Origin of the sequence: Acinetobacter sp. UBA5934, from assembly GCF_002430855.1 — a bacterium.
In the GTDB taxonomy this organism is placed as follows: domain Bacteria; phylum Pseudomonadota; class Gammaproteobacteria; order Pseudomonadales; family Moraxellaceae; genus Acinetobacter.
Genome location: NZ_DJDC01000158.1, coordinates 4,670 through 28,278 on the forward strand (window position 1 = coordinate 4,670; position 23,609 = coordinate 28,278).

The 23,609-nt window shown below is 42.4% G+C and carries 25 protein-coding genes; 4 read left to right on the top strand and 21 right to left on the bottom strand.

Annotated elements, in window-relative coordinates:
- The 6 genes from B2Y23_RS11435 to B2Y23_RS11460 form a co-directional block, all read right to left on the bottom strand.
- Positions 1-518 (bottom strand): ATP-binding cassette domain-containing protein (locus tag B2Y23_RS11435; RefSeq protein WP_291370895.1); only part of this gene is annotated, 518 nt, incomplete at its 3' end.
- A 63-nt stretch (positions 519-581) separates the two neighbouring features.
- On the bottom strand, positions 582-1,682 hold the full coding sequence (locus tag B2Y23_RS11440) for a BMP family ABC transporter substrate-binding protein (protein ID WP_291370897.1): 1,101 nt from the start codon (positions 1,680-1,682) through the stop codon (positions 582-584).
- Positions 1,683-2,082: 400 nt separating this feature from the next.
- A complete protein-coding gene (locus tag B2Y23_RS11445; protein ID WP_291370899.1) occupies positions 2,083-3,066 on the bottom strand; it encodes an isopenicillin N synthase family dioxygenase in 984 nt (327 codons plus the stop codon).
- Between the two features lie 97 nt (positions 3,067-3,163).
- Positions 3,164-4,246, bottom strand: a complete 1,083-nt coding sequence (locus B2Y23_RS11450; RefSeq protein ID WP_291370901.1) for a BMP family ABC transporter substrate-binding protein — start codon at positions 4,244-4,246, stop codon at positions 3,164-3,166.
- Between the two features lie 194 nt (positions 4,247-4,440).
- Positions 4,441-4,929: a nucleoside deaminase gene (locus B2Y23_RS11455; protein WP_291370903.1), complete on the bottom strand. Its 489-nt coding sequence runs from the start codon at positions 4,927-4,929 to the stop codon at positions 4,441-4,443.
- Positions 4,930-5,011: 82 nt separating this feature from the next.
- Positions 5,012-6,067: an aromatic ring-hydroxylating oxygenase subunit alpha gene (locus B2Y23_RS11460; protein ID WP_291370905.1), complete on the bottom strand. Its 1,056-nt coding sequence runs from the start codon at positions 6,065-6,067 to the stop codon at positions 5,012-5,014.
- A 267-nt stretch (positions 6,068-6,334) separates the two neighbouring features.
- On the opposite strand from B2Y23_RS11460, the gene B2Y23_RS11465 reads away from it, so the two are divergent.
- Both B2Y23_RS11465 and B2Y23_RS11470 read left to right on the top strand, forming a co-directional pair.
- Positions 6,335-7,264 carry a LysR family transcriptional regulator gene (locus B2Y23_RS11465; protein ID WP_291370907.1) on the top strand — a complete coding sequence of 310 codons (930 nt, stop codon included), beginning with the start codon at positions 6,335-6,337 and terminating at the stop codon, positions 7,262-7,264.
- 62 nt (positions 7,265-7,326) lie between these two features.
- Positions 7,327-8,679 carry an 8-oxoguanine deaminase gene (locus B2Y23_RS11470; protein ID WP_291370909.1) on the top strand — a complete coding sequence of 451 codons (1,353 nt, stop codon included), beginning with the start codon at positions 7,327-7,329 and terminating at the stop codon, positions 8,677-8,679.
- A 67-nt stretch (positions 8,680-8,746) separates the two neighbouring features.
- On the opposite strand, the gene B2Y23_RS11475 is transcribed toward B2Y23_RS11470, so the two are convergent.
- Complete coding sequence (locus B2Y23_RS11475) at positions 8,747-9,634, bottom strand: DMT family transporter (RefSeq protein WP_291370911.1); 888 nt, start codon at positions 9,632-9,634, stop codon at positions 8,747-8,749.
- A gap of 171 nt (positions 9,635-9,805) precedes the next feature.
- Positions 9,806-10,963 carry an FAD-dependent urate hydroxylase HpxO gene (hpxO, locus tag B2Y23_RS11480; RefSeq protein ID WP_291370913.1) on the bottom strand — a complete coding sequence of 386 codons (1,158 nt, stop codon included), beginning with the start codon at positions 10,961-10,963 and terminating at the stop codon, positions 9,806-9,808.
- A gap of 212 nt (positions 10,964-11,175) precedes the next feature.
- On the opposite strand from hpxO, the gene alc reads away from it, so the two are divergent.
- A complete protein-coding gene (gene alc / locus B2Y23_RS11485; RefSeq protein WP_291370916.1) occupies positions 11,176-12,183 on the top strand; it encodes an allantoicase in 1,008 nt (335 codons plus the stop codon).
- An 11-nt stretch (positions 12,184-12,194) separates the two neighbouring features.
- Complete coding sequence (locus B2Y23_RS11490) at positions 12,195-12,692, top strand: ureidoglycolate lyase (RefSeq protein WP_291357305.1); 498 nt, start codon at positions 12,195-12,197, stop codon at positions 12,690-12,692.
- A gap of 58 nt (positions 12,693-12,750) precedes the next feature.
- Here the strand turns inward: B2Y23_RS11490 and B2Y23_RS11495 are convergent, their stop codons facing one another.
- The 13 genes from B2Y23_RS11495 to B2Y23_RS11555 all read right to left on the bottom strand — a co-directional run.
- On the bottom strand, positions 12,751-13,464 hold the full coding sequence (locus B2Y23_RS11495) for an outer membrane protein OmpK (protein ID WP_291357303.1): 714 nt from the start codon (positions 13,462-13,464) through the stop codon (positions 12,751-12,753).
- A 123-nt stretch (positions 13,465-13,587) separates the two neighbouring features.
- The gene (locus tag B2Y23_RS11500; protein ID WP_291357301.1) at positions 13,588-14,946 is read right to left on the bottom strand and encodes a nucleobase:cation symporter-2 family protein; all 1,359 of its coding nucleotides are present in this window, start codon (positions 14,944-14,946) and stop codon (positions 13,588-13,590) included.
- 31 nt (positions 14,947-14,977) lie between these two features.
- Positions 14,978-15,298, bottom strand: a complete 321-nt coding sequence (uraH, locus tag B2Y23_RS11505) for a hydroxyisourate hydrolase (RefSeq protein WP_291357299.1) — start codon at positions 15,296-15,298, stop codon at positions 14,978-14,980.
- Positions 15,295-15,798 carry a 2-oxo-4-hydroxy-4-carboxy-5-ureidoimidazoline decarboxylase gene (gene uraD, locus B2Y23_RS11510; RefSeq protein ID WP_291370918.1) on the bottom strand — a complete coding sequence of 168 codons (504 nt, stop codon included), beginning with the start codon at positions 15,796-15,798 and terminating at the stop codon, positions 15,295-15,297. Before uraD ends, uraH begins: the two co-directional genes overlap by 4 nt.
- Positions 15,799-15,940: 142 nt before the next feature.
- Entirely contained in the window at positions 15,941-16,903 is a 963-nt protein-coding gene (gene puuE / locus B2Y23_RS11515) for an allantoinase PuuE (protein ID WP_291370920.1), read from the bottom strand.
- A gap of 86 nt (positions 16,904-16,989) precedes the next feature.
- A complete protein-coding gene (locus tag B2Y23_RS11520; RefSeq protein WP_291357293.1) occupies positions 16,990-18,120 on the bottom strand; it encodes a hypothetical protein in 1,131 nt (376 codons plus the stop codon).
- Between the two features lie 168 nt (positions 18,121-18,288).
- Positions 18,289-19,989, bottom strand: coding sequence for an urease subunit alpha (ureC, locus tag B2Y23_RS11525; protein ID WP_291370922.1), 1,701 nt, complete (start codon positions 19,987-19,989; stop codon positions 18,289-18,291).
- Between the two features lie 33 nt (positions 19,990-20,022).
- A complete protein-coding gene (locus B2Y23_RS11530) occupies positions 20,023-20,334 on the bottom strand; it encodes an urease subunit beta (RefSeq protein WP_291370924.1) in 312 nt (103 codons plus the stop codon).
- A 9-nt stretch (positions 20,335-20,343) separates the two neighbouring features.
- Positions 20,344-20,646, bottom strand: coding sequence for an urease subunit gamma (gene ureA, locus B2Y23_RS11535; RefSeq protein ID WP_291357286.1), 303 nt, complete (start codon positions 20,644-20,646; stop codon positions 20,344-20,346).
- Positions 20,647-20,821: 175 nt separating this feature from the next.
- A complete protein-coding gene (locus tag B2Y23_RS11540) occupies positions 20,822-21,697 on the bottom strand; it encodes an urease accessory protein UreD (protein WP_291370926.1) in 876 nt (291 codons plus the stop codon).
- 37 nt (positions 21,698-21,734) lie between these two features.
- Entirely contained in the window at positions 21,735-22,301 is a 567-nt protein-coding gene (locus tag B2Y23_RS11545; protein WP_291370928.1) for a HupE/UreJ family protein, read from the bottom strand.
- Between the two features lie 14 nt (positions 22,302-22,315).
- Positions 22,316-22,930 carry an urease accessory protein UreG gene (gene ureG / locus B2Y23_RS11550; RefSeq protein ID WP_291357280.1) on the bottom strand — a complete coding sequence of 205 codons (615 nt, stop codon included), beginning with the start codon at positions 22,928-22,930 and terminating at the stop codon, positions 22,316-22,318.
- A gap of 82 nt (positions 22,931-23,012) precedes the next feature.
- Positions 23,013-23,609, bottom strand: a 597-nt coding sequence (locus tag B2Y23_RS11555) for an urease accessory protein UreF (protein WP_291370930.1), incomplete at its 5' end; no start/stop codon positions are given.

Below are 23,609 nucleotides of genomic sequence, written 5' to 3' on the forward strand. Positions count from 1 at the left end.
TGCTGCAACAGACAGCGGATAATTTCGACACGTTGCCGCTCACCGACGGATAGCGAATAGACTTCACGGCGCGGATCTATCGGCAGGCCATATTGCTCTGAAACTTCGATAATTTTTTGCCTGAGCTCAGCAAGGTCGTATTTTTCATCCAGCCCCAGCAGAATATTTTCCGCAACGGTTAAAGTTTCAAAGAGTGAAAAATGTTGGTACACCATCCCGATGCCAAGCTTGCGCGCAGCAGCCGGGTTTTCGATGCTCACCTCTTTGCCATTCCAGATAATCTGGCCCTGATCTGCCTGTGTCGCCCCATAAATAATTTTCATCAAGGTGCTTTTACCGGCCCCGTTTTCACCTAAGATGGCATGAATTTGCCCAGCCTGAACTTTAAGATCAATCTGGTCATTGGCTTTTAGCGAATTATAACTTTTACCAATATTGACCAGTTCCAGACGTGGAACACTCAGTTCTACAGCCTGTTGTACGTCAACATATGTCGCGCTATCGGATAAGTCATTCATAGACAAGCTCGAAAAAAATGAAAAAAGAAAGGCATGAATGAAACCTCATTCATGCCATCTGATTTATTTAGGTAAAGCGCCTTCTACGCCTTTGACGTAGTAATTCATTTTGCCTAGCTCTGCATCAGACAAAACTTTACCTTTCGCAATGACCAAACTGCCATCCTGTTTATATAAAGGTCCCTGGAATGGATGCAGCGAACCTTTGTGAATCCCACTTTGTGCATTTAAGGCAGACTGTTTCACTTTGGCTGGCACCGCAGGACCAAAGTTTTCAATTCTCACCGCATCCTGTTTAATGCCATACCACATTGCACTTGGCTTCCAGGTTTTTTGTGCAACTTGCTGCAAGACTGGGGTATAGATTTTTTCCCAATGCAACACGGAAGCTGCCAAGTGGGCTTTAGGACCAAACTTGCTCATGTCCGAGTCCCAACCAAAGGCATAAACGCCTTTTTGCTGTGCAGCTTGGACAACGGCGGGTGAATCGGTGTTTTGCATCAGCACATCGGCTTTCTGTGAAATCAGCGCCAAAGCTGCATCACGCTCTTTACCCGGGTTAAACCATGAATTGACCCAGATCACTTTGGTTTTCACTTTAGGATTGACGCTTTGCGCGCCCAAGGTATAGGCATTGATGTTACGTACCACTTCAGGAATCGGGAAAGATGCCACGACACCCAGGGTATTGGTTTTAGTCGTTTGACCAGCAACTACACCTAGCATGTATGCACCTTCATAGGTACGTACATCATAAATCCCTAAATTTTTGCCCTGCTTGTAGCCAGTGGCATGCATGAAGACGGTATTTGGAAACTGTTTGGCCACCTTTTCCATTTGGTTCATATAACCGAAAGAAGTAGCAAAAATGACTTTGTTGCCCTGCTGCGCCAGATTACGGATCACACGCTCTGCATCTGCAGTTTCTGGTACATTTTCAATATAAGAAGTTGTGTATTTTCCGGCCAAGGCTTTTTCTGTTTTGATACGCCCCTGGTCATGTGAATAAGTCCAGCCATGATCACTGGTTGGGCCAATATAAACAAAGGCCGCTTTGTCAGCCGCATGTGCCAAGCTGATAAAAGATGTCCCCAAAACAGTGGCTGTACTTAATGTCAGTACAAGTTTTTTAAGCTGTGATTTAAAGCTGACTTTTTTTTGCATAAAACTGCTCCATTATGAATGGTATATTTCTAATTCAAGCAATAACAATGAATTAGAAATGTGAAATTTGAACATCAGTTTAATTTTTCTGTTCACTTTCTCTTAATTAGCAAGTTCTATTCCAAAATTGATAAAAATTAGAACATAAACATTACGTTCTGTTTTTTAGAACAAAAATATTAATTTTTATTTATAAAATACAATATCTTATATTTTAAAGTTCTTTTATTTTTCTCATTTTATTTATTTTTATTTTGACTGCAAAATAAAGCTACTCGATCAGTCAGCAGAAATGCTTTTTTTTAGCGCAGGCAGAATAATCACAGTTCAGTAATGATAAAAAAAAGCCCAAACTTGTTCAAAGTTGGGCTTTTTTATTTCTGAGTCAGCTTTTTCGTATTTAAATTTTTTCTAGCACCTTTTGTTCTTCTGCATTTAAGGCATAGGCTTTCATGTACATTTCTTCCATGTGTTCACCTGCGGTGCATGGCTTATAACGGTAACTTTCCGTATCTTTGACTGTGCCGGGCAATGCATAAATAGGAGTCATATAATTTGGACCATAGAAGAAAGGAATCGAATAACGCGATTTTCCGTCTGCATATATATTCCGTACCCGGTGTGGATTAGATTTAAATAAATCGTTACTCCAACGTGGAATCAGATCACCTAAATTGACAACAAAAGTTCCCTCAATCGGGGGTGCAGTGACCCAGCTTCCATCGGGCAGGCAAACTTCCAAACCACCACAGTTGTCTTGCGCCAAAATCGTAATTGAGCCCCAATCTGTGTGCGCACCGACACCAAAGCTGTTTTCATCGGCATCGGCTGGATGAGGCGGATAGCGCAGCATTTTCAAGGTCATCATAGGATCATGACAACATTCATCAAAATAATGCTCATCCAGTTTCAGAGATAAAGCCAGTAACTGCATAATGCGCTTGGCCAGCAGGCTCAGTTCTGCAATATATTCCTGGCAGTATTGCTCCATTTCAGGTACTTCACTCGGCCATTGATTAATACCATAGCCTTGATACTTGGCTAACACATAGGGATGGTCAGCACTATAAGTTTTACCGCAATAAAAACCTTCCTTAATATCCGGCTTGGCCTTGTAATCTGACTTTTGTGCAGACAACTGCTCAAACCCCAAATGACTGGCATTCAGGCTTTGATCATATTTCAGCTTAGTGCTTAAAGGCAGGTCAAAAATCTGTTCGCATAGTGCAAATTGACGCTGAATTAAAACGGGATCAATGCCATGATTTTTGATATAAAAGAAACCCGAACTGGTTGCAGCTTGGTGCAGCAGATCTACAACCTCATTAACCTGTTTAGATCCAGCAGCCAAAGCGCCGCTTAAATCAATCACTGGAATGCTCATGGGACAATTTAACCTCTGTTAAATCAGTGCGCTATTTCAAAAAATAACCCTGAATTTAAAATAAAATGATTCATTTGCATTTAATTACGCAGTCTGGTTATTTAGGAAAACTTCCTTCTACACCTTTGACGTAATAATTGGCTTTCGCTAAATCCGCATCTGTTAATGAGTTGCCTTTCGCCACCAGCAAGCTGCCATCCTGTTTATAGATGGGACCAGTGAATGGATGCAAACTGCCTTTTTGCAGTGCATTACGCACGGCAATTGCTTTGGCTTTCATTTCAGCTGTAGTGGATGGGCCAAAATTTTCAATGTTCACTGCACCCTGTTTCACTCCATATTTAATCGCCGACGTTTTCCAGGTTTTGGCCTCAACCTGTTGCATAACTGGCTCATAAATTTTCTCCCAATGCAGCACCGCTGCTGCCAAGTGTGCCTTAGGACCAAATTTACTCATGTCCGAGTTCCAGCCAAAAGCATAGACACCCTTTTGCTGCGCAGCCTGCACCACTGCCGGTGAGTCGGTGTTCTGCATCAACACATCGGCTTTTTGTGCAATCAGCGCTAACGCCGCTTCACGTTCCTTGCCCGGGTTAAACCAGGTATTTGCCCAAATCACTTTGGTTTTCACCTTAGGATTGACACTTTGTGCACCTAAGGTATAGGCGTTGATGTTACGTACCACTTCAGGAATCGGAAAAGATGCGACCACACCGATGGTGTCGGTTTGAGTCTTTTGTCCTGCCACGACACCCAGCATATAAGCACCTTCATAAGTACGCGTTTCATATACACCCAGGTTTTTAGCTTGTTTATAGCCGGTTGCATGCATGAATACGGTATTTGGAAACTGCTTGGCGACTTTTTCCATCGCGTTCATATAGCCGAATGAGGTACCAAAAATGACCTTATTGCCTTGCTGGGCAAGATTGCGGACCACTCGTTCTGCATCTGCAGTTTCGGGTACATTTTCAATAAATGTGGTTTGATATTTACCAGCCAGTGCTTTATCTGCCTTTATACGGCCTTGTTCATGCGAATAAGACCAGCCGTGGTCACTGGTGGGTCCCAAATAGATAAAAGCCGCTTTTTCTTTGGCGTGAGACTGACCTGGAATCAGTACGGCTAAACTGCCCAAAACCAGAAAGGCGTTCCCGAAAGTGTTCTTTTTTAAATTCATTGATGCAACTCCATCTATATTTGTTCAAAGAGAATGTTTATAAAAATATTTAAAATCGGTTTGAGTGAAGCAATTAATATTCCAACTGAATAAAAATGAATATTTTTGCGTTAAATATTTAAAAATCTTTTATTAAATTTAAATCGACTTAAAAACAGAAAAGCATAAAAATAACAATGCATAAAAAAATTTGATTATTTTCTCGACCAAAAACCATTTTGCAATTGGGCTATTTCATCTTCCAGTTCAGGCACTGGACCAATCAGTTCCACCTCTTTTTGGCAATGGGAAAATACATAGGCTGAAGACACGTTCATCGTCGGGTTTTCATCATGATTGCCGGTACAGGCCAGTAGTTTTTCTTCGGTCATGCCATACACCACACGGCCGATATTGGCCCAATAAATCGTGCCAGAGCACATGCAGCAAGGCTCTACTGCAGTATATAAAGTACATTGCCATAAATATTCAGGCGGATAGTTGGTGGCTGCAATACGTGCCAAGGTGGATTCGGCATGGTTCACGGTATCAATATTACATTGGGTCAAAAGTACCGTTTCATGATCCGGAGCCACCAGAACTGCACCAAAAGGATGATGCCCTAAACTGATGGCACGTTTACCCACCTCATTGGAAAGTTTCAGGAATTTAATGATCTGCGCTTGGCTAGGACTATTCATCATGGGTAATGCTCATTAATATAAATTTCACAGTGTGCTTAAAATAAAAAAGCACCTGCTATATAAAGGTGCTTTTTTAAAATATTTAAACGATATAGCGTTTACTTAATCCCCACTCGGCCAATATACGGCGGTAAGTGGTAGATGAACGATCTGCTTCAAAATGGGCTTCCATACTAATATCCAGGGGCAATTCTTCCGGTTTTTGGCTTTCCACCATCTCCTGATCTTCTGCAAAAATTTGTGCATTAAAATCATACACTGCCTGTAAATCTCCAGTGGTATCGAAGTTACGGGTCAGCGGCACAAATAGTCGGGTTTTATTATGGGAAACCGGACAGCACGCATTTAAAATTTTTAAAATGCCATCATTGGGGAAATACACTTTCAATGTCGCAGAAAATGGTGGATAAACATCAAATTCACGAGTCCACATAAAACCTTCCGGCTCTAAATGTTGTAGACCATGCGGATAGTTACTGACATTGGAAATATAAATGCTTTTTAAACCGTAGTCTGTACGTTCGGTATGGTACTTCGGCACTACCTGGTTTTCACGGTCTGCAAATGCCTGATGATGCACCCAGGCAAAGTGTGCAACATCAATAAAGCCTTCCAGTTGACGGCCACTGGAACCATTAATATCCACAAATGGTGGCAAAATGGCCTGATGACCTTCTGCATCCCAGGTTTCCAGCACCGGGAAATTCGTCTCGCTTTGATCACGGTTAAATAGGCTGGTCCAAATCAGGCCATATTTTTTTACCACAGGAAATTTGGTCAGGCTGAAACGCTCAGAGATTTTTGTCAGTTCTGGCTGGGCCGGAATTTTCGAGCATTTGCCTTCGGTATTGTAATGTAGCCCATGATAAGGACAGACCAGTTCTTCCCCTTGTACCCAGCCTTTGGTTAGTGGGACACCACGATGCGGACAGATATCCCGGGCCAAATGGATTTGACCGCTTTCGGTTTTATACAGCGCCATTTTCACATCGAGCAATATGACTTGCTGTGGTGTGCTACTGACGTCCTGAATACGTGCAACCGGATACCAGTGCTTCGCCAAAATATTCCAGTCAGATGGATCAAATACACTACCATGTGGTTGAGTAAATAGATTAAGTACTGGTATGGCGTTCATATAAAATCCTTCTTTTCAATTTCGTGGCCAAGCCTTTTTCAAGGTCAAAATACTGACCTTTTGCTTTAACTTGTATTTGAAATTAAATGAATTTTTAGCATTCTGTCTATTAGAATGTTTCGTACTTATTATTCTAAAAATTAGAACACTAAGGTGGATTGAAATGTTCTTGCAGACTAAAAATGTGAATTTGGCATAGAACTCGCATAGTCAGAACCATCATGCGCTATAAAAAAGACAGTTAGGCAAACTTGCCTCAAGACTTATATGAATACACCCTTTTCACGTTTTTCCGAATATTTTATTGCGGTTGCCAAAACTGGCAGCCTGCGCAAGGCAGCCGATCAGCTGTTTATTTCAGTTTCTGCGGTACATCGTCAAATTGCACTGGCTGAAGAAGATTTGGGCATCATCTTGTTTGAGCGTTTGCCGAATGGCTTAAAGCTGACTCTGGCAGGTGAATTGCTCTATGCCGACCTGCTGAAATGGCAAAAGGAGTTTCAGCATACCCGTATCCGCTTTGATGAAATTCAGGGGCTGAATCGGGGCACCATCGAATTTGGCCTGATTTCGGCTTTAAGCGATGGTTTTATCATGCAATCCATACAGTACATGTATGAGAATTATCCCTGGATTCATTTTAATATTCGGGTGGCAGACAGTGAAATTATTGCCAAAAAGATTATGGATGCCGAACTGGATTTTGGATTAATTTTAAATCCCAAAGCGCATCATCATCTGGAAGTGATCCATTTTCTGGAATTACCGGTCGGTTTTGTCATGAGTAATGATCATCCGCTGGTTCACGCTAAAAAAATCTATTTTTCCGATACTTTAGGCGATAACCACTTTATTCCGTCGGAACCACTGATTATTCATGATTATGTACAGGCCCTGTATAAGCACCATCAATTTATTCCGGCCAGAAAAACCGAATCTAATGATATTCGGCTGATGAATGCCCTGATCCAGAAAAATTTAGGCATAGGCATTTTAAGTTTTTTAGATGTCTTGCCCTATCTGGAACGTAAAGAGTTGGTATTCAAGCCGATTCTGGAAAAAGGTCTGCATCCACTGACCATTGCTCTTTGTGTTGCTCCGAAACGGCAAATTTCCAGAGCATCGCAGTTAATGATCAAGCATATCAGTGAACAGATGGAAGCGCTAAAACAGCAAGTTCCTGTACTCTCAGCCTAAAATATATCAGTTGGTATAACTCTTGCTTTTTTAAATGAAATTTCACTGATTAAGGCAATGTTATGTCAACAATCTGGATTAAACATCCACTGGCAATTTTTACTGGCAATCAAAGTGATGCACGCGGTGGTCTGGTCATTCAATCGGGAAAAATTGTTGAACTGGTGGCGTTAGGACAAACACCCATTACGCCCTTTGATGAAACATTTGATGCCAAGAATCTGGTGATTTTGCCTGGACTGATCAATAGCCATCATCATTTCTATCAAACCTTGACCCGTGCCTGGGCACCTGTGGTGAATGCGCCGCTTTTCCCCTGGCTTAAAACGCTGTATCCGGTATGGGCCAAGCTAAATTCGGAACAGCTCTATTTGGCGACGCAAGTGGCTTTGGCTGAATTATTGATGTCCGGCTGTACTTTTGCGGCAGATCACCATTATTTATTTCCCCAGCAACTGCATGATGCGATTGATATTCAGGTACAGGCTGCACAAAGTTTAGGTATCCGGGTCATGCTGACCCGCGGTTCGATGAGTCTGGGTGAAGATCAGGGCGGTCTGCCACCGCAGCACACGGTACAGGATATGCAAACCATCTTGCTCGATTCGGAAAGGCTGATTTCGAAATATCATGACCGTAGTGCAGATGCGATGGTGAATATTGCCCTTGCACCCTGTTCTCCTTTTTCGGTCACGCAGGAAATTATGCGTGAAAGTGCCCAACTGGCGCAGCAGCATGATGTGCGGCTGCATACCCATCTGGCGGAAACTCTGGATGAAGAAAACTTTTGTCTGGAAAAATTTGGCATGCGCACAGTTGATTATCTGGACAGTGTTGGCTGGTTGAATCATCGTACCTGGCTCGCACATGGTATTCATTTCAATGCCGATGAGATTCGCCGTTTAGGTGCAGCGCAGGTCGGCATCTGTCATTGCCCGCATTCCAATATGCGTCTGGCTTCCGGGATTTGTCCGACTATAGATTTAATCCAGGCCGGCGCAAAAATTGGTTTGGGTGTGGACGGTTCAGCCTCCGGAGATGCATCCAATTTAATTCTGGAAGCGCGTCAGGCCATGTATCTGCAACGTCTGAAATATGGTGCTGAAATGATTACTCCTGAACTGGCCTTGAGTTGGGTGACCAAAGGTTCAGCACAATTGCTGGGTCGAGATCAGCATTTGGGGGAAATTGCCCCTGACTTTCAGGCGGATTTGGCTTTTTATACACTAGATGACATCAAATTTTCAGGCAGTCATGATCCTGTTGCAGCGCTGCTGCTCTGTGGCGCAGACCGTGCAGAACATGTCATGGTTAAAGGCAAATGGGTGGTCAAAGATCAACAAATATTGGGTCTTGATATGGACAAGTTATTGGCTGAACATCGTCAGGCCGCAAAAGATTTATTAGCTGCTTAAACCATGAACTCTATGTATCTTAGTCGTTGAACTGAGGGCTAAGATACAACTTGTAATTTCAATCGAACTAGGCCCAAATCACCAGTATGGCGGCAATCACCACCAGTAATAATCCCCAGTGCTCTGCTTTGGCCAGTTTTTCCTTAAAGAAATAAGCAGAAATGAGCAAGCTAAACAGGATTTCAATCTGTCCCAGTGTTTTGACAATCGCGACAGATTGCATGCTCATGGCGGTAAACCAGCCCAAGGAAGCGATAAAACTGCAGGCACTGACTTTAAAAGTCAGGCCTATTCTTGCCCACATCGCCTTTAAGGTTTGACGACTCAATAAACTTAAATAGATCAGCATACTGAGACATTGAAAGCCAATAATACTGACCAATACCCATGCAGCCCGATGAATAAATGGCAGTTGCGGCAATTCCAGGCTGGCTTCACGTACCAATAAAGAGGTAAGGGCAAAACATAGTCCACTGCCAATTCCAATCAATAAGGTCGGCAGGGAAAGTTTTTCTGCTCTTGGCCCTTTACTGAGTAAAAATACGGCAAGGCCACCCAGGGCAACTCCAAACCACGCCAGTAAACTTAACTGATCGCTCAATAATGAAGCACCTATCAGCGCAGCCAAAATGGCTTCACTTTTCGCCAGTCCCACCCCAATCGCATAATTTTTCTGTTTAAAAAGCTGCACCATCAAGGCTGTTGCCGCAATCTGACTGATCCCGGCAATCACAATATAAATCCAGAACCTTGGAGTAAAAGTAATGGCAGTCCGGATAGGCTGGTAATGATATAAACCTGTCAGGTAAATGAGGGCAAAAGGAAAACCGAAAAGAAAACGCGCCAGAGTCACGCCATAGACATCTACAGTGGTACTGAGCTGCTTTTGAAACGCATTACGCCAAGCCTGCATAAATGCAGCCATAAGGGTAAAGAGAATCCATGTAGATGCCATCACTTGACCTGTTTTTAAGCGTTAAAGTGCAGTAATGTACTCCTTCAGCACTGAATTGACGAATCTTTTTCCATGAAAATGGTTATTTTTCCCAAGCACGTTGAGTCATTTTTTATAATAAAAAACCCTTCATCACGAAGGGTTTATAAGCGGAAAAACTTAGCCCGATAATTAATCTAACGGATTACCAATAATATTGCTGATAATGCCTTTCATAATATGTAGCCCCTGTTCCTTTCTTAATTCTTCATACCATTCTTTGGTTACCACTTCATCTTTCATATGGGTGACATCACAGCGTTTTCGTGCGCGTAGTACCAGCTCATTGGCGCGTTCATTACGTTTATTTTGATAACGCTTTAAAGCATCCTGTAAACCCAAGGTATTAATTTGCAAGGCACGAGCCAAATAAATCGCATCCTCCATGGCCTGGCAGCCGCCCTGACCAATATCCGGCGTGGTACTGTGTGCTGCGTCACCAACAATCACCACACGGCCTTGATAAAATTGGGTAAAAGGCTCAATGTCATGAATTTCTACACGGTTGGTTTTTTGTTCATCCAGTGCATCAATCAAGTGCTGAACCGGTGCACACCAGCCATTAAAATATTGTTTCAGTAAAGTTTTATATTCTGCTTTATTGTTTTCTAAACCTACCGGTAACGGCACATCAAAAAAGAAATAGAATTTTCCATCTGCAACAGGCATCAGCGAAACACGTTTACCCTCACCAACAAAAGTTGTCCACTGGTCTGCCGGAGAAAGATCATCACTAATTTCGACCAAGCCATTCCAGTTGACATAACCCGCATAACGACGTGAAACCTGTTCACCCAGCACATAAGCACGCGTAATCGAGTGGGTTCCGTCGGCACCAATCAACAATTCGGTTTTAATTTCGCTACCATCGGCAAATTGAACAAGTACACCATCCCTCTGTTCTTGCAGCGCAACCATTTTTTTGCCAAGTTGGATATTTTCACGGCCAAACTCATCCATCAACATATTTTGCAAGTCGGCACGTGCCACCGGATACGGACGTTGTCCGACCTCTTCAATCAAGGGCAATAAACTGAACTGGGTCATGGTATCGCCCGTCAAGCCATCCATATACGCCAGCTGATCCATCTGACCGCCTAACTTAGCAACCTGTTCAGTCAGCCCCAGGTAATTCAAACACTTCACACCATTGGACCAAAGCGAGATGGCTGCGCCGACAGGTAAAATTTGTTCTGCTTGCTCATAGATGGTGACCTGATGCCCAAACTTTTTTAGTGCAATTCCCGTGGTCAATCCGCCCATGCCTGCACCAATAATTGTAATCTTCATCTATTTTCTCCTCTGAATATATTGTTTCTGCTCCTTAAAAAGCTAAAAGCGTGCCATTTTCAAAAAAACATGCACCGATTTTTTTCAAAAGTTGGCACAAGCTGTGCATCAACATGGATGTAAACATGAGTTTTTATAAGGCTTTAACTTAGATTTTGGCTGTTTATAAAAATTAATATTCACGTTATTCATAATTTGAATGGAAAATGACTATGGCAACATTAATTGCACCTATTTTTGATATTCCTATGCATCTACAACAGCTGACTAACTTGGCTGATAGCCGAATTGGCGCAGAAGTACTTGAATGTTCAGATGATTTTTTTGCTGAAGCAAATCGAATGCTGCAATTTGATGCCCCCATTTTTGTGGAAGACAAATTTGATGATCATGGCAAATGGATGGATGGATGGGAAACTCGCCGTAAACGTCATGCCGGTTATGACTGGGCCATTGTTCAGCTTGGCGTAGCGGGAACCATTCAGGCGCTGGATATTGATACCACTTTTTTTACCGGCAACTATCCGGCATCGGCGGCGGTCGAAGCCTGTTATGCACCAAATGGTGACTTAAGCACTGCCACCTGGCACTCAATTTTACCAAATAGTAAATTAGGTCCCGGACAGCATCATATTTTTGAGGTTTGTTCAGAGCAGGTATTCAGCCATGTGCGCTTAAATATTTTCCCGGATGGCGGTGTAGCACGTTTTAAAGTGTATGGTGAAGTTAAGATTCAGATTCAGGATAGTGACCAGGTACTGGATCTGTTGGCCCTGGAAAATGGCGGTCGGGTCATTGCTTATAGCGATGCACATTTCGGGCATCCGCGTAACCTGATTAATCCAGGTCGTGGCATAAATATGGGTGATGGCTGGGAAACCAAACGCCGACGTGAACCCGGTTTTGACTGGTGCATTCTGGCTTTGGGCCAAAGTGGTTCAATTGAAAAAATTGATATTGATACGGCGCATTTTAAAGGCAACTACCCTGCACAAGTTTCTATACAGGCGATTTATATCGAAGATGCGACCGATCAGCAACTGATTCCGCAAAGCATGTTCTGGCCGTATCTTTTAGAAGCACACGATATGCAAATGGATCATATTCACAGCTTTGTAGAGGAAGTTTTACAGCACGAGAAAATATCGCATATTCGCGTGAACATGATTCCGGATGGTGGGATTAGTCGTATCCGTTTATGGGGAAAAACTGCAAGATAAATGTGAATATTATGATAATACCGACTCTAAAAATTCAGCCTTTAACTGCAACAAACTTTGCGCCTTTTGGTGAAGTTATTGCCTGTCAAAGCAACGATTTTTTTTATATTAATGAGCAGCAGACTGAACGTTATCATGCGCTGGCGGAAGTGGAAACCGATGCAAAAGTTGGGTTGAGTATTTTCAAAAATATTCAATCCACCCAAGTGCCTTTTGAAATTTCCATGCTAGAAAGGCATCCGCTAGGCTCACAGGCCTTTATTCCTATGCAGGGTCAAGCTTTTTTGATTGTTGTTGCACCAGCGTTAGATGCTGAAAAGCCCGATCTGAATCAAGTTCAAGCCTTTATCAGCGATGGTTCACAAGGGGTCAATTACCATGCCGGTACATGGCACCATCCTTTATTGACACTGGAAGCACCCAGTGATTTTGTAGTGATTGACCGGATTGGAACTGGTCCAAACTGCGATATTTATTCTTTTGCACATCTCATTTCCATAGCGTATTAAAGCAATAAAAAAGCCCTTGAAAACAAGGGCTTTTAACATAGTTCTGTAATATGTTTACTTAGAAATGATATTTCACTAAAGCACTCACGTTATTTTCATCTGCATTTGGAATGCCAAATTTGTTGTTCCATATTGAGTGTTCGATGCCCAGATACAAATTCGTAGTTGGAGAAATGTGTTTACCTACATTCCATTTCCACTGTGTGGTCCAGTTCATTTCGCTATCATGATCATCTTCTTCTGTAGACCAATCCAGGAAGCCATCAACCAAAAAATCTTCAGTTCCCAGTTTAAATGGAACACCATAGGTCAGGGTTAACTGGTAGTCATCATCCATATTTTCATTATTTACACGATACAGGTTGATGCTAGCATAACGGAAATATGGAATATTCAGATCAAAACCCACCCCATACAAGAAGTTATCAAAACCTTCTCCACCTTCCCAAGTTGTTGAAACCAAAACATCTTTTACCGGACCAAAAGCAAGTTTCTGACCAGTGACTTCACCCAGACTTAAACGGGGTGACAATTCAAAATAACTTGATTTGCCGTCATCAGCACCGCGCATACGGTCAATAAAGAAGAATACATCTGCATATTTAATTTTTGCAGCATATTCAACAGTTAAAGTGGTTTGCTTTTCGTTTACTACTTCATAGTTTTCACCATAAAGACCACTCAGGCTGAAATCTTGCCAGATCGGTTGTGCTTGTGCCGATACCGCACCGAATGCGAGTAATGTTGCAACAGTAACTTGAGTGAATTTCATAAATAAGGTACCCCAATGAAAATTAAAAAATCACATATTAAGTCAAGCAAAAATGAAGCCAACTTTTTTAATTTTTGATAAAAAAAACCTATGACTGGCATAGGTTTTTTGAAGATGGAAATATTAATGCAATGTTTCTGGAATGTTCTTTGGAGCCTCGGCATGTCCAGGTTTGAACAGGCTCAGATGATTAAAAAGCAGGTTTAAAATAATCGCCATCAGGCAGGTAGAACTGATGCCTGAATGAAACAGGGTTTGAATCCATTTCGGAAAATTTGCATAGAAAGAATGATCAATGATCGGAATCATCCCGGCTGCAATGGCAGTCGCGACAATAATCAGGTTTTTTTGCTCGTTATAATCAATTTTCGCCAAGGTACGAATACCACTTGCAGCTACTGTTCCAAATAGCACCAGACCTGCACCACCAAGTACCGGTACGGGAATTGCTGCAATTAAACGCCCCATAATTGGTAATAAACCCAGTACCACTAAAATCATGCCGCCAGCTGCAACTACAAAACGACTTTTGATGCCGGTAATTGCGACTAAGCCAACGTTTTGGGCAAAGGCACTTTGCATAAATGATCCAAAGATGGGTGCCACCGCACTGGATAACATATCCGCCCGTAAACCATTGGAAATACGTTCTGAATCTACCTTGGTTCCCACAATTTCGCCCACAGCAATAATATCTGCCGTGGTTTCGGTCATGATCACCAGAGTCACAATCAGCATGGAAATAATGGCCGTCAGTTCAAAAGTAGGCATGCCAAAAGCAAACAGGCTTGGAAACTGCACCCATGCACCATTGCCGACTTTACTAAAATCGCCAAAGCCCATCAGATAAGCCAGTACTGAGCCCATCACAATAGCTAAAAGAATAGATAAACGGCGAATTGAAGCATTCTTGGTCAGGTTCAAACAGATCACAATGCCCAGCGTCAATAGTGCCAACCCAATATTTTCCACACTTCCCCATTCCGGTGCATTCTTATTGCCGCCCATCATCCAGCGAACAGCAACAGGCAAGAGTGATAAGCCAATAATCGTAATCACACAACCCGTTACTACAGGTGGGAAAAAGCGAATAATTCTGGAAAAATAGGGAGCCAGAAAGAAACCAATCAGCGAGGCAATAATCACCGCGCCATAAACGGCAGATAAACCACCGCCTGTGGTCACAATTGCGACCATCGTCGCCACACCGGCAAAGGAAACGCCTTGTACCAGCGGCAATTTGGCTCCAATATATTTTACGCCTATGGTTTGCAGTATTGTTGCCAGACCTCCGACAAATAAGGCAGCAGCAATTAACAAACCAATGTGCTGCGCAGATAAACCCGCTGCTGTACCCACAATTAATGGTGGCGCGATAATTCCGCCATACATGGTTAATACATGTTGTAAGCCGTATGCTGCACTTTTTCCTGCGCCTAAATATTCATGTTCTGGTGAAATGGTTTTGCTTTCTTCAGTCATTCTTTTTCTTCCTTAAAATCAAAAAATTAAATTAGCTTCCGCGATATGTGGAGTACGCAAATGGGCTAATCAGTAAAGGAATGTGATAATGCTGTGACGCATCTTTGACATAGAAATGGATTAGGGCTTTAGGAAAAAAAGTTTCCTGTCCCAAAGCATCAAAATAAGCAGAAGTCGCGAATTCCAGGCTATATGCACCACTATTGAATTCAGTTAAACCGAAATCAGTCACTCGGCCATCGGCATTGGTACTTGCTTCACCGAGTAAGCTGCCCTCTGCATCGAATAATTTAATCAGCACATTGGCTGCCGGCTTACCTAGGTTAGTATCTAAAATATGTGAACTAATCATGCTTGCAGCTCCTGAGCTAATCTGTGTAAGGCAATTTCAGCCAGTTGATGATGGACAATGCGCTTTTCAGTTTCAGGATCATTTAAAAGACGGTATTTCAGGGCTTGAAGAACTTCTTCACTGTTTAGACCGAATGCTTTAATCAGGAAGATGTAGCCATATTTCTTTTCATAGGCGATATTGCCCTTGAGTAAAGCCAGTTGGGTTTCTTCATCTGGGCTAATAGCGGACTGTTCACGATTTGAAAAGTTTTTCTCGACTTCGCTCAATTCAGCCTGCGCTTTTTTTTCGCCTATGCGTGGATGTTTGGCTAAAGCCGTTTTGATTTCATCCCAAGTCCAAGTCTTTGCTTGTTGTTTTGCAAAGTCGATAGCCTCTTCAACCGAGGCATAAGGACGATTCGCTGAAAGCTGTTCCGCCCAGCTCGGTATTTGCACACAGTGCGCTAAAAAGGTAATAGCACCTTGTTGAGATGCTTTATTAAATTCAACGAGTTGCACTATTAAATCGCCTAAAATATTGAATGTTTGTTCAAAAGTAATTTTGCAATATCAGTGCCAAACTTTGATTTTCTGCATTTTTTATAAATGGGATAAATAAAAAAAGAGAAGCTAAACTTCTCTTTTTAAAAAAATTTATATCTTATAAAGCATGGTTTTTATACCAGTGTTCAGCGATATCGCCACGGCGGCAAATCCAGACATTGTCGTGACTTTGAATATAATCGAGGAACTTTTGTAGTGCCTTAAAGCGTCCTGGACGCCCTAAAATACGACAATGCATGCCGACCGATAGCATTTTAGGTTCAGTTTCACCTTCTGCATACAGCACATCAAAGGCATCTTTTAAGTATTGATAGAACTGTTCCCCACTGTTGAAACCGCCCGGTGAGCTGAATTTCATATCATTACTCTCTAAGGTATAGGGAATGATTAAATGTGGACGTGTTGCACCATTTTTATCAGTCAGGCTGCTCCAAAATGGCAAGTCGTCGCCATAGTAGTCACAGTCGTATTTAATCTGCGGAAATTCAGCCAGTAATTTGCGGGTATTCGGGCTATCGCGACCGGTATACCAGCCGATTGGCGCTTTACCAAACAGTGCCTCCAGTACACTTATGGCCTGATCCATATGCTGACGTTCAAGCTCGATGGGCATGTCCTGATAATGCAGCCAGCGCTGTCCATGAGAAACCACGTCATAATTGGCTTCTTTAATCGCTTCGACAATGTAGGGATTACGTACTAATGCCATGCCCACGCCAAAAATGGTCATGGGTAAATTGCGCTTTTTAAACTCGTTATGAATACGCCAAAAACCTGCACGTGAGCCGTATTCATACATGGAATCCATCGACATATGTTTGGCTGGAAAGCTTGCTGCCCCGATAATCTCGGAAAGGAACTGTTCCGAGCCTGCATCGCCATGTTCAACGTGATTTTCCCCGCCTTCTTCATAGTTCAATACAAATTGAACCGCGACACGAGCGCTATTTGGCCATTCTACTTTGGGTGGTTCACCATGATAGCCAATTAAGTCCCGTGAATATGGCTGGCTTCTAATTTGATCTATGAGTTCTTGTCCGCGTAGATATGTTGTTGGCACGTTTAATCCCTGATGTGTTATATCAAACAGTAAAATTGATTAAGCGTAACAAGCAATTTATGCGCCAAAAAGATTCATTTTAAATATTAATTATCTTTGCCTTTAACTATATTCACTACGCTAGAAAGTTGATCTAATCCATCAAAAGTATTTGGAATTTTATCATCCGAAGATACTAAGGGCGAAAAAATTACGCTTTCAAATTTTTCAAATCCTTCAGGAGGTTTGGCTTTCAATTCTGCAGCATATTCCGCATAACTTTGAATAAAACGACATAAGGTCATCCGCAAATCAAGTTGTAGAAGCTGAGATTGAACAGAGCGCATAGTTTGTAGAATAATTTTAAAGAAATATAAAAGTAAAAATATTAATAATGTAAATGGGATTGTTATTGCAAGTAATGTTGGAATATCAATAACTTTACTAATTTGAATAATTGATTTTATAGAATGTAATTCATATGCGAATGTACCGAATATTACACATCCTATTAAAGCTAATCCTATTCTAGACCACCATAATTCATTTTCTTTTTTTACATGTAATTTATTGAAGCCTTCAAAAATACCAACAAAATTAAAAGCATCTTTGTATGACTCTAATGATTTTTCAAGCCTAGTTACTTCAGCTTCTTTATCTGATAATGATTTATCCCAATTGCTAAGTGTCTCTTCTATTGCATTAAATTTTTCAATAGTAGTATTTAAATTTTTTAACCCGCTTGTATTTAAAATTTCTTGTAAAATTTTGAAGGGTATATCTCTATCAGCAAATTTTAAATACCTCGCATATATAGGGTGATCTTTAAAATATTCACTAATAAATTGACTCAAACTATTAACTTCAAAACCAATCGATTGATGTAATCCTCCAATTCTAAATTGAAGTTCACTAAGATAAATGTAAAATAAGTTTAAACTTAAACTAAATATTTCTTCTAAGTCATCGTTACTTTTAGTCTCATCATATTTATAAATTAGTTTTCGAATTACTTCCGGGAAATTTGATACAGGTTGTGCGCGAGTATATGAAGTGAGATCATCGAAATTCGACAAATCAATATTTATATTAAAAATTATTTTGGCAGTCTGTATGTAGGATGCAAAATTATTAATTGTTTCTGAATAGTTTTCAGGACTCTTTTTGACTTTATCTGCTAATAATATAACCTCTTCAAAAGCATGTTTAAATTCTCTACTTTCAAATTTAAAAGTCATTATTTCCCCAATATTTAATTATTCATTTTTATTAAATCATCACGTATTTTAATAAAATTTGCAATAAAATCTTCCTCTTGACGGTCTCCCAAAGGGAGAAGTAACTTTTCCAAAATTTGTTTAAATAATGAAAATTCCCTCTCCTTTAAGGAGAGGTTTAAATAGTAGTTAAAACAAAAAATACCGCTGTGCCATCGGCAATACATCCGCAGGCTCACAGGTCAAATGTACCCCATCAGCACGAACTTCATAAGTTTCCGGATGCACTTCCATCACCGGACAGTAATTATTATGTTTCATATCCTGCTTAGTGATCTGACGCGTGTCTTTACATGGTGAGATCAGCTTTTTTAAAGCTAATTTTTCATGCACGCCATCATCAATTGCGAATTGTGACAGGAAAGTAATACAGGTGTTATGCACCCCACGCGGATAAGCACCAAACATTGGACGGTAATGCACAGGCTGTGGTGTTGGAATAGAAGCATTAATATCGCCCATAGGCGCTGCCGCAATCATTCCACCTTTAATGATCATGGACGGTTTAACACCGAAAAATGCCGGTTTCCAGAGGACTAAATCGGCCAGTTTACCTTCTTCGACCGAACCAATTTCGTGACTTAAACCATGGGTAATTGCAGGGTTAATGGTGTATTTGGCGATATAACGTTTGACCCGGTTATTGTCTTTATAGACTGTATCACCGTCTAAAGGCCCGCGTTGTACCTTCATTTTATGTGCGGTTTGCCAAGTACGTAGAATCACCTCACCGACACGCCCCATGGCCTGCGAGTCTGATGACATCATGGCAATTGCACCCATATCCTGCAAAATATCTTCCGCAGCAATAGTTTCACGGCGAATACGGCTTTCCGCAAATGCCACATCTTCAGCAATGGATGGATCTAAGTGATGACAGACCATTAACATATCCAGATGTTCATCAATGGTATTGATGGTATATGGACGGGTCGGATTGGTTGAAGATGGCAATACGTTGGCCTGACCAATGGCTTTTAAAATATCAGGTGCATGTCCACCGCCTGCACCTTCAGTATGATAAGTATGGATGGTTCTGTTTTTAAAAGCCGCCAAAGTTTCTTCTAGAAAGCCACTTTCGTTTAGTGTGTCTGTATGAATGGCAACTTGCACATCGAACTGATCGGCCACAGTTAAGCAATTATCAATGGCTGCTGGTGTTGAGCCCCAATCTTCATGCAGCTTTAATCCAACAACACCGGCTTTAATCTGCTCTGCAATCGGTTCAGGCTGGCTTAAATTCCCTTTACCCAATAGACCAATATTCATCGGCAAATCATCTATGGCTTGTAGCATGGTAGATATGTGCCATGGACCCGGTGTTACTGTAGTCGCTGATGTTCCTGCTGCAGGACCTGTACCGCCACCAATCATGGTAGTAATACCTGACATCATGGCTGTTTCTACCTGTTGCGGACAGATCCAGTGAATATGGGTATCCACCCCGCCTGCAGTGAGAATTTGGCCTTCACCGGCAATCACTTCAGTTGCAGCTCCAAGCGGAATTGAAATATCTGGTTGAATATCCGGATTACCAGCCTTGCCAATTTTCCAGATTCGGCCATTTTTCAAGCCGACATCGGCTTTGACAATACCCCACCAGTCAATAATCAGTGCATTTGTAATGACAGTGTCAGCCACTTCAGATGACAAAAGCTGTGATTGGCCCATGCCATCACGAATTACTTTTCCGCCACCAAATTTGACTTCTTCACCATAAGTGGTGAAGTCCTGTTCAACTTCAATAAATAATTCGGTATCAGCTAGACGGACCCGATCCCCGACTGTCGGTCCAAACATTTCGGCATAAGCACGACGTGACATTTTCATGATTTATAAACCTTTATAATTCTGATGCAATTTTTATGAATCGAGCTTACCCATTACCCGGCCTGCAAAACCGTAAGCTTCACGCTTACCAGCAAGTGCCACCAATTCCACATTACGCTTTTGACCCGGTTCAAAACGGATGGCGGTCCCCGCTGCAATATTTAAGCGGAAACCCTTGGCTTGCTTACGGTCAAACTGCAAAGCGTCATTCGCTTCGGCAAAGTGAAAATGTGAGCCGACCTGAATAGGACGGTCGCCGATATTGGCCACGGTCATCTTTAAGGTTTCACGCCCGACATTCATTTCAATGTCGCTCTCTGGTGTAAAAATTTCCCCAGGAATCATATGCCGCTCCTAAACAATCGGTTGATGAACAGTGACCAGCTTTGAGCCATCCGGAAATGTCGCTTCGACCTGGACTTCAGCAATCATTTCAGCAATGCCATCCATCACATCATCACGGGATAGCAATGTCGTGCCGTAATGCATTAATTCACTCACCGTCATGCCGTCACGGGCACCTTCAAGTAATGCCGCGGAAATATAGGCAATCGCTTCGGGATAGTTCAGCTTTAAACCGCGTGCTTTACGACGTTCCGCCACCAAGCCTGCTGTGAAAATCAGCATTTTGTCTTTTTCTGTTGGATTGAGTTCCATATCTCTTTCCTAATTCATATCAATGTATTGAATGCAAAATGTGTGCAAGATTCGATATTTGGTGTTCTCCCTCCCTTTGGGATGAGAGGCAATGTCCCGCAAGAGAGGGAGGGTTTTAATAAATGTTTAATTACCTCTCCCTAACCCTCTCCTACAAGGAGAGGAAATAAAAGGATTATGTCCGCCAAATTCTTGGAAATGCTTCATCCAGATCGAACCAGTAGCGTCTTAATCGAGCACGTATGGCTGCAAAACCATCATGACAGTGACGTACATCATCGCCTAAGAATCGGGCACAAATGACATCACCCAATACGGTTAAAGTAATCGGTACATCCATGCGCATGATCAGTTCGCGAGTCAAATCAATATGTGCTTCCAGATGAACACTTGCACGATATTTTTCAGGCGGTACAGCCCAAAAACTGCCCATCACTGCATGGCCATTCATGCCTAAACAGGAACTCAGCCAGCGGTCATTGCCCTTAAAATTTAAGCTATCGGCAACCAGAAGCCTGTCATTCCGCCACAGCTGAAACCGGTTTTGATAAGCTCCCTGTACAAACTGTTCATCACGTGCCTGCCGCCCGATCACCAGCATGTCCCAACCAATAAAGCTGGCTGCAGCATCCAAATGGACAATTGTTTCAGAACTGGCATTAGCACCATCAAACAGCATGGTTTCCTGAGGTAACCATTCGAAAACAGCATTTTCATTTAATCGGATATGAATGTGCTGAAAGGCCTGCTTACCATTGGTTCGATACCATTTTCCGGCACCCGGCGTGGTCACCAAGGCATGCGCGTTGGCATCCACCTGCATGTCGAAAGTCAGATGATCCCCACCGGCTATACCTGCTGGCGGATGCACGATAATGGCATGACAGATGCCATTGGTTTCAGGCCATAGCATTTTCTGAATGCGTACCGGACCATGATGCTTGCGATGCTGCAAAATAGTCCGCGCAGTCTGCTGCTGGGCCTGAAAACCCATTTCCAAACGTGCATACCATAAATTCTGGTTCATGCTTCTTTCTGCAAGGTCATGCATCAAACAATCAACTCAGCATCAAAATTATTGAACAGCATTAAGCCAGACCAATCACGGCGACAACCGCTGCCAGAGCGCCAATCATTTGCTTGCCATAAGGCACATATTTATTCACGAATGCACCCAGAGCTAAGCCGATGCCATAGATCAATGCCATCGCTAAAACCATGCCCATAATCAGTAAAGATACATGTCCAGCTTGACCAAGTTCGCTGCCATGCGCTACGCCGTGGAAGCTGGCTAAAAGTACCGCTGTCACAGGTAAAACCTTGTTGGATTTGCTCCATAAAGCCACAGCTACAAGTAGCAGTGAAGCAATAATGCCTAACTCCGCCAGTGAGGTGGATAGCATGCCTTCAGCACCCAGCATAAAGCCTGCGATCATGGCTGCTGCCAGACCCAGCAGACCTGTAATTTTCCAGCGCTGATTTGCAGTCCACATCAATACCCCAAAAGCAATTGCCATCATGAGATGATCTAAGCCGGTAAAAGGATGCATAAAGCCCGCCCAGAATCCGCTGTGGTGGTCGTGCCCCGGATGAGCCATTGCCAGCATTGGTAAAGTGGCAACGCCTGCGGCCAGTAATTGTTTAAGTAGACGCATAATGAATTTCCCCTTTAAGACTTAAATAAACCTTGTTTTTCGATAAAGCTGATAATGTCGTTCAAGCCATCTTGAGTTTTCATATTGGAAAATAAAAATGGTTTATCGCCACGCATACGCTTGGCATCCTGATCCATCACTTCAAGACTCGCTCCAACCATTGGCGCCAAATCCGTTTTATTGATAATCAGTAAGTCTGATTTGGTAATGCCCGGTCCGCCTTTACGCGGAATCTTTTCACCACCCGCCACGTCAATCACATACAGGGTTAAATCGGACAATTCAGGACTAAAGGTTGCAGCCAGGTTATCGCCACCACTTTCAATAATGATCAGCTCCAGACCATCAAACTTTTCACACAGATCATCAATCGCAGCCAGGTTAATGGAGGCATCTTCACGAATTGCGGTATGCGGACAGCCACCTGTTTCCACGCCAACGATACGTTCAGGTGACATGGCTTCATGACGGGTTAAAAAGTTCGAATCTTCCTTGGTGTAAATGTCATTGGTGACCACTGCCATGTTGTATTTTTCACGCAGCGCCAGACATAAATTCAAGGTTAAAGCGGTTTTTCCTGATCCGACTGGACCACCAATTCCCACGCGTAATGGACTACGTTCTGACATGTTGATTTCCTTTTTTTACATTTTCTTGGCACTATTTTTAACAGTGCTTTTCAATCTTTTTACTCATGTTCTGATCTGAAAATTAAGACCGGAATAAGCGTGAATACTGGGTTTCGTGCGACATGCTCAACATGGCATATTGCGGTAATGCACTGCTGATTTCGTGATCTTGCAAAGCCAATGCAGCCTGTACCGCTGCAGGCATATGCTGATGTAACTGCCATAAAATTCGCTGTCCGCTCATCTGCCCCAGCGGAATGGTTTTCACTGCTGCCAGCACCTGATTTTCCACTACGGTAAAACTGTAAGCCGTTAATACATCGGCAAGGTCTAAACCCAGCTCTCCGCATAAATGTGCATAAACCGGCACAAATCCCAGCTGCTTTTTCACACTTGGCGTTTGTTTCAATACATCTCTAATCCATGCATTCAAAGAAAATGCCAATTGTTGCGATTCAGCCAATAATTCTTTAGATTCACGGCTGGCACGATAGAATTCTGCCCAATACTGAAACCGTTCAGCATCATCAAAAGATTCAACCAGACGCTTGAGTAGCGGTAATTCAAAACGGACCAGCAGCATCTCCAGCACTTCATTAAAATAGCTCACGCAAGAGGCTTCATCGTGCAGCATGCCTTTTTCAATCGCGCTTTCTACCCCTTGCGAATAACAGTACGC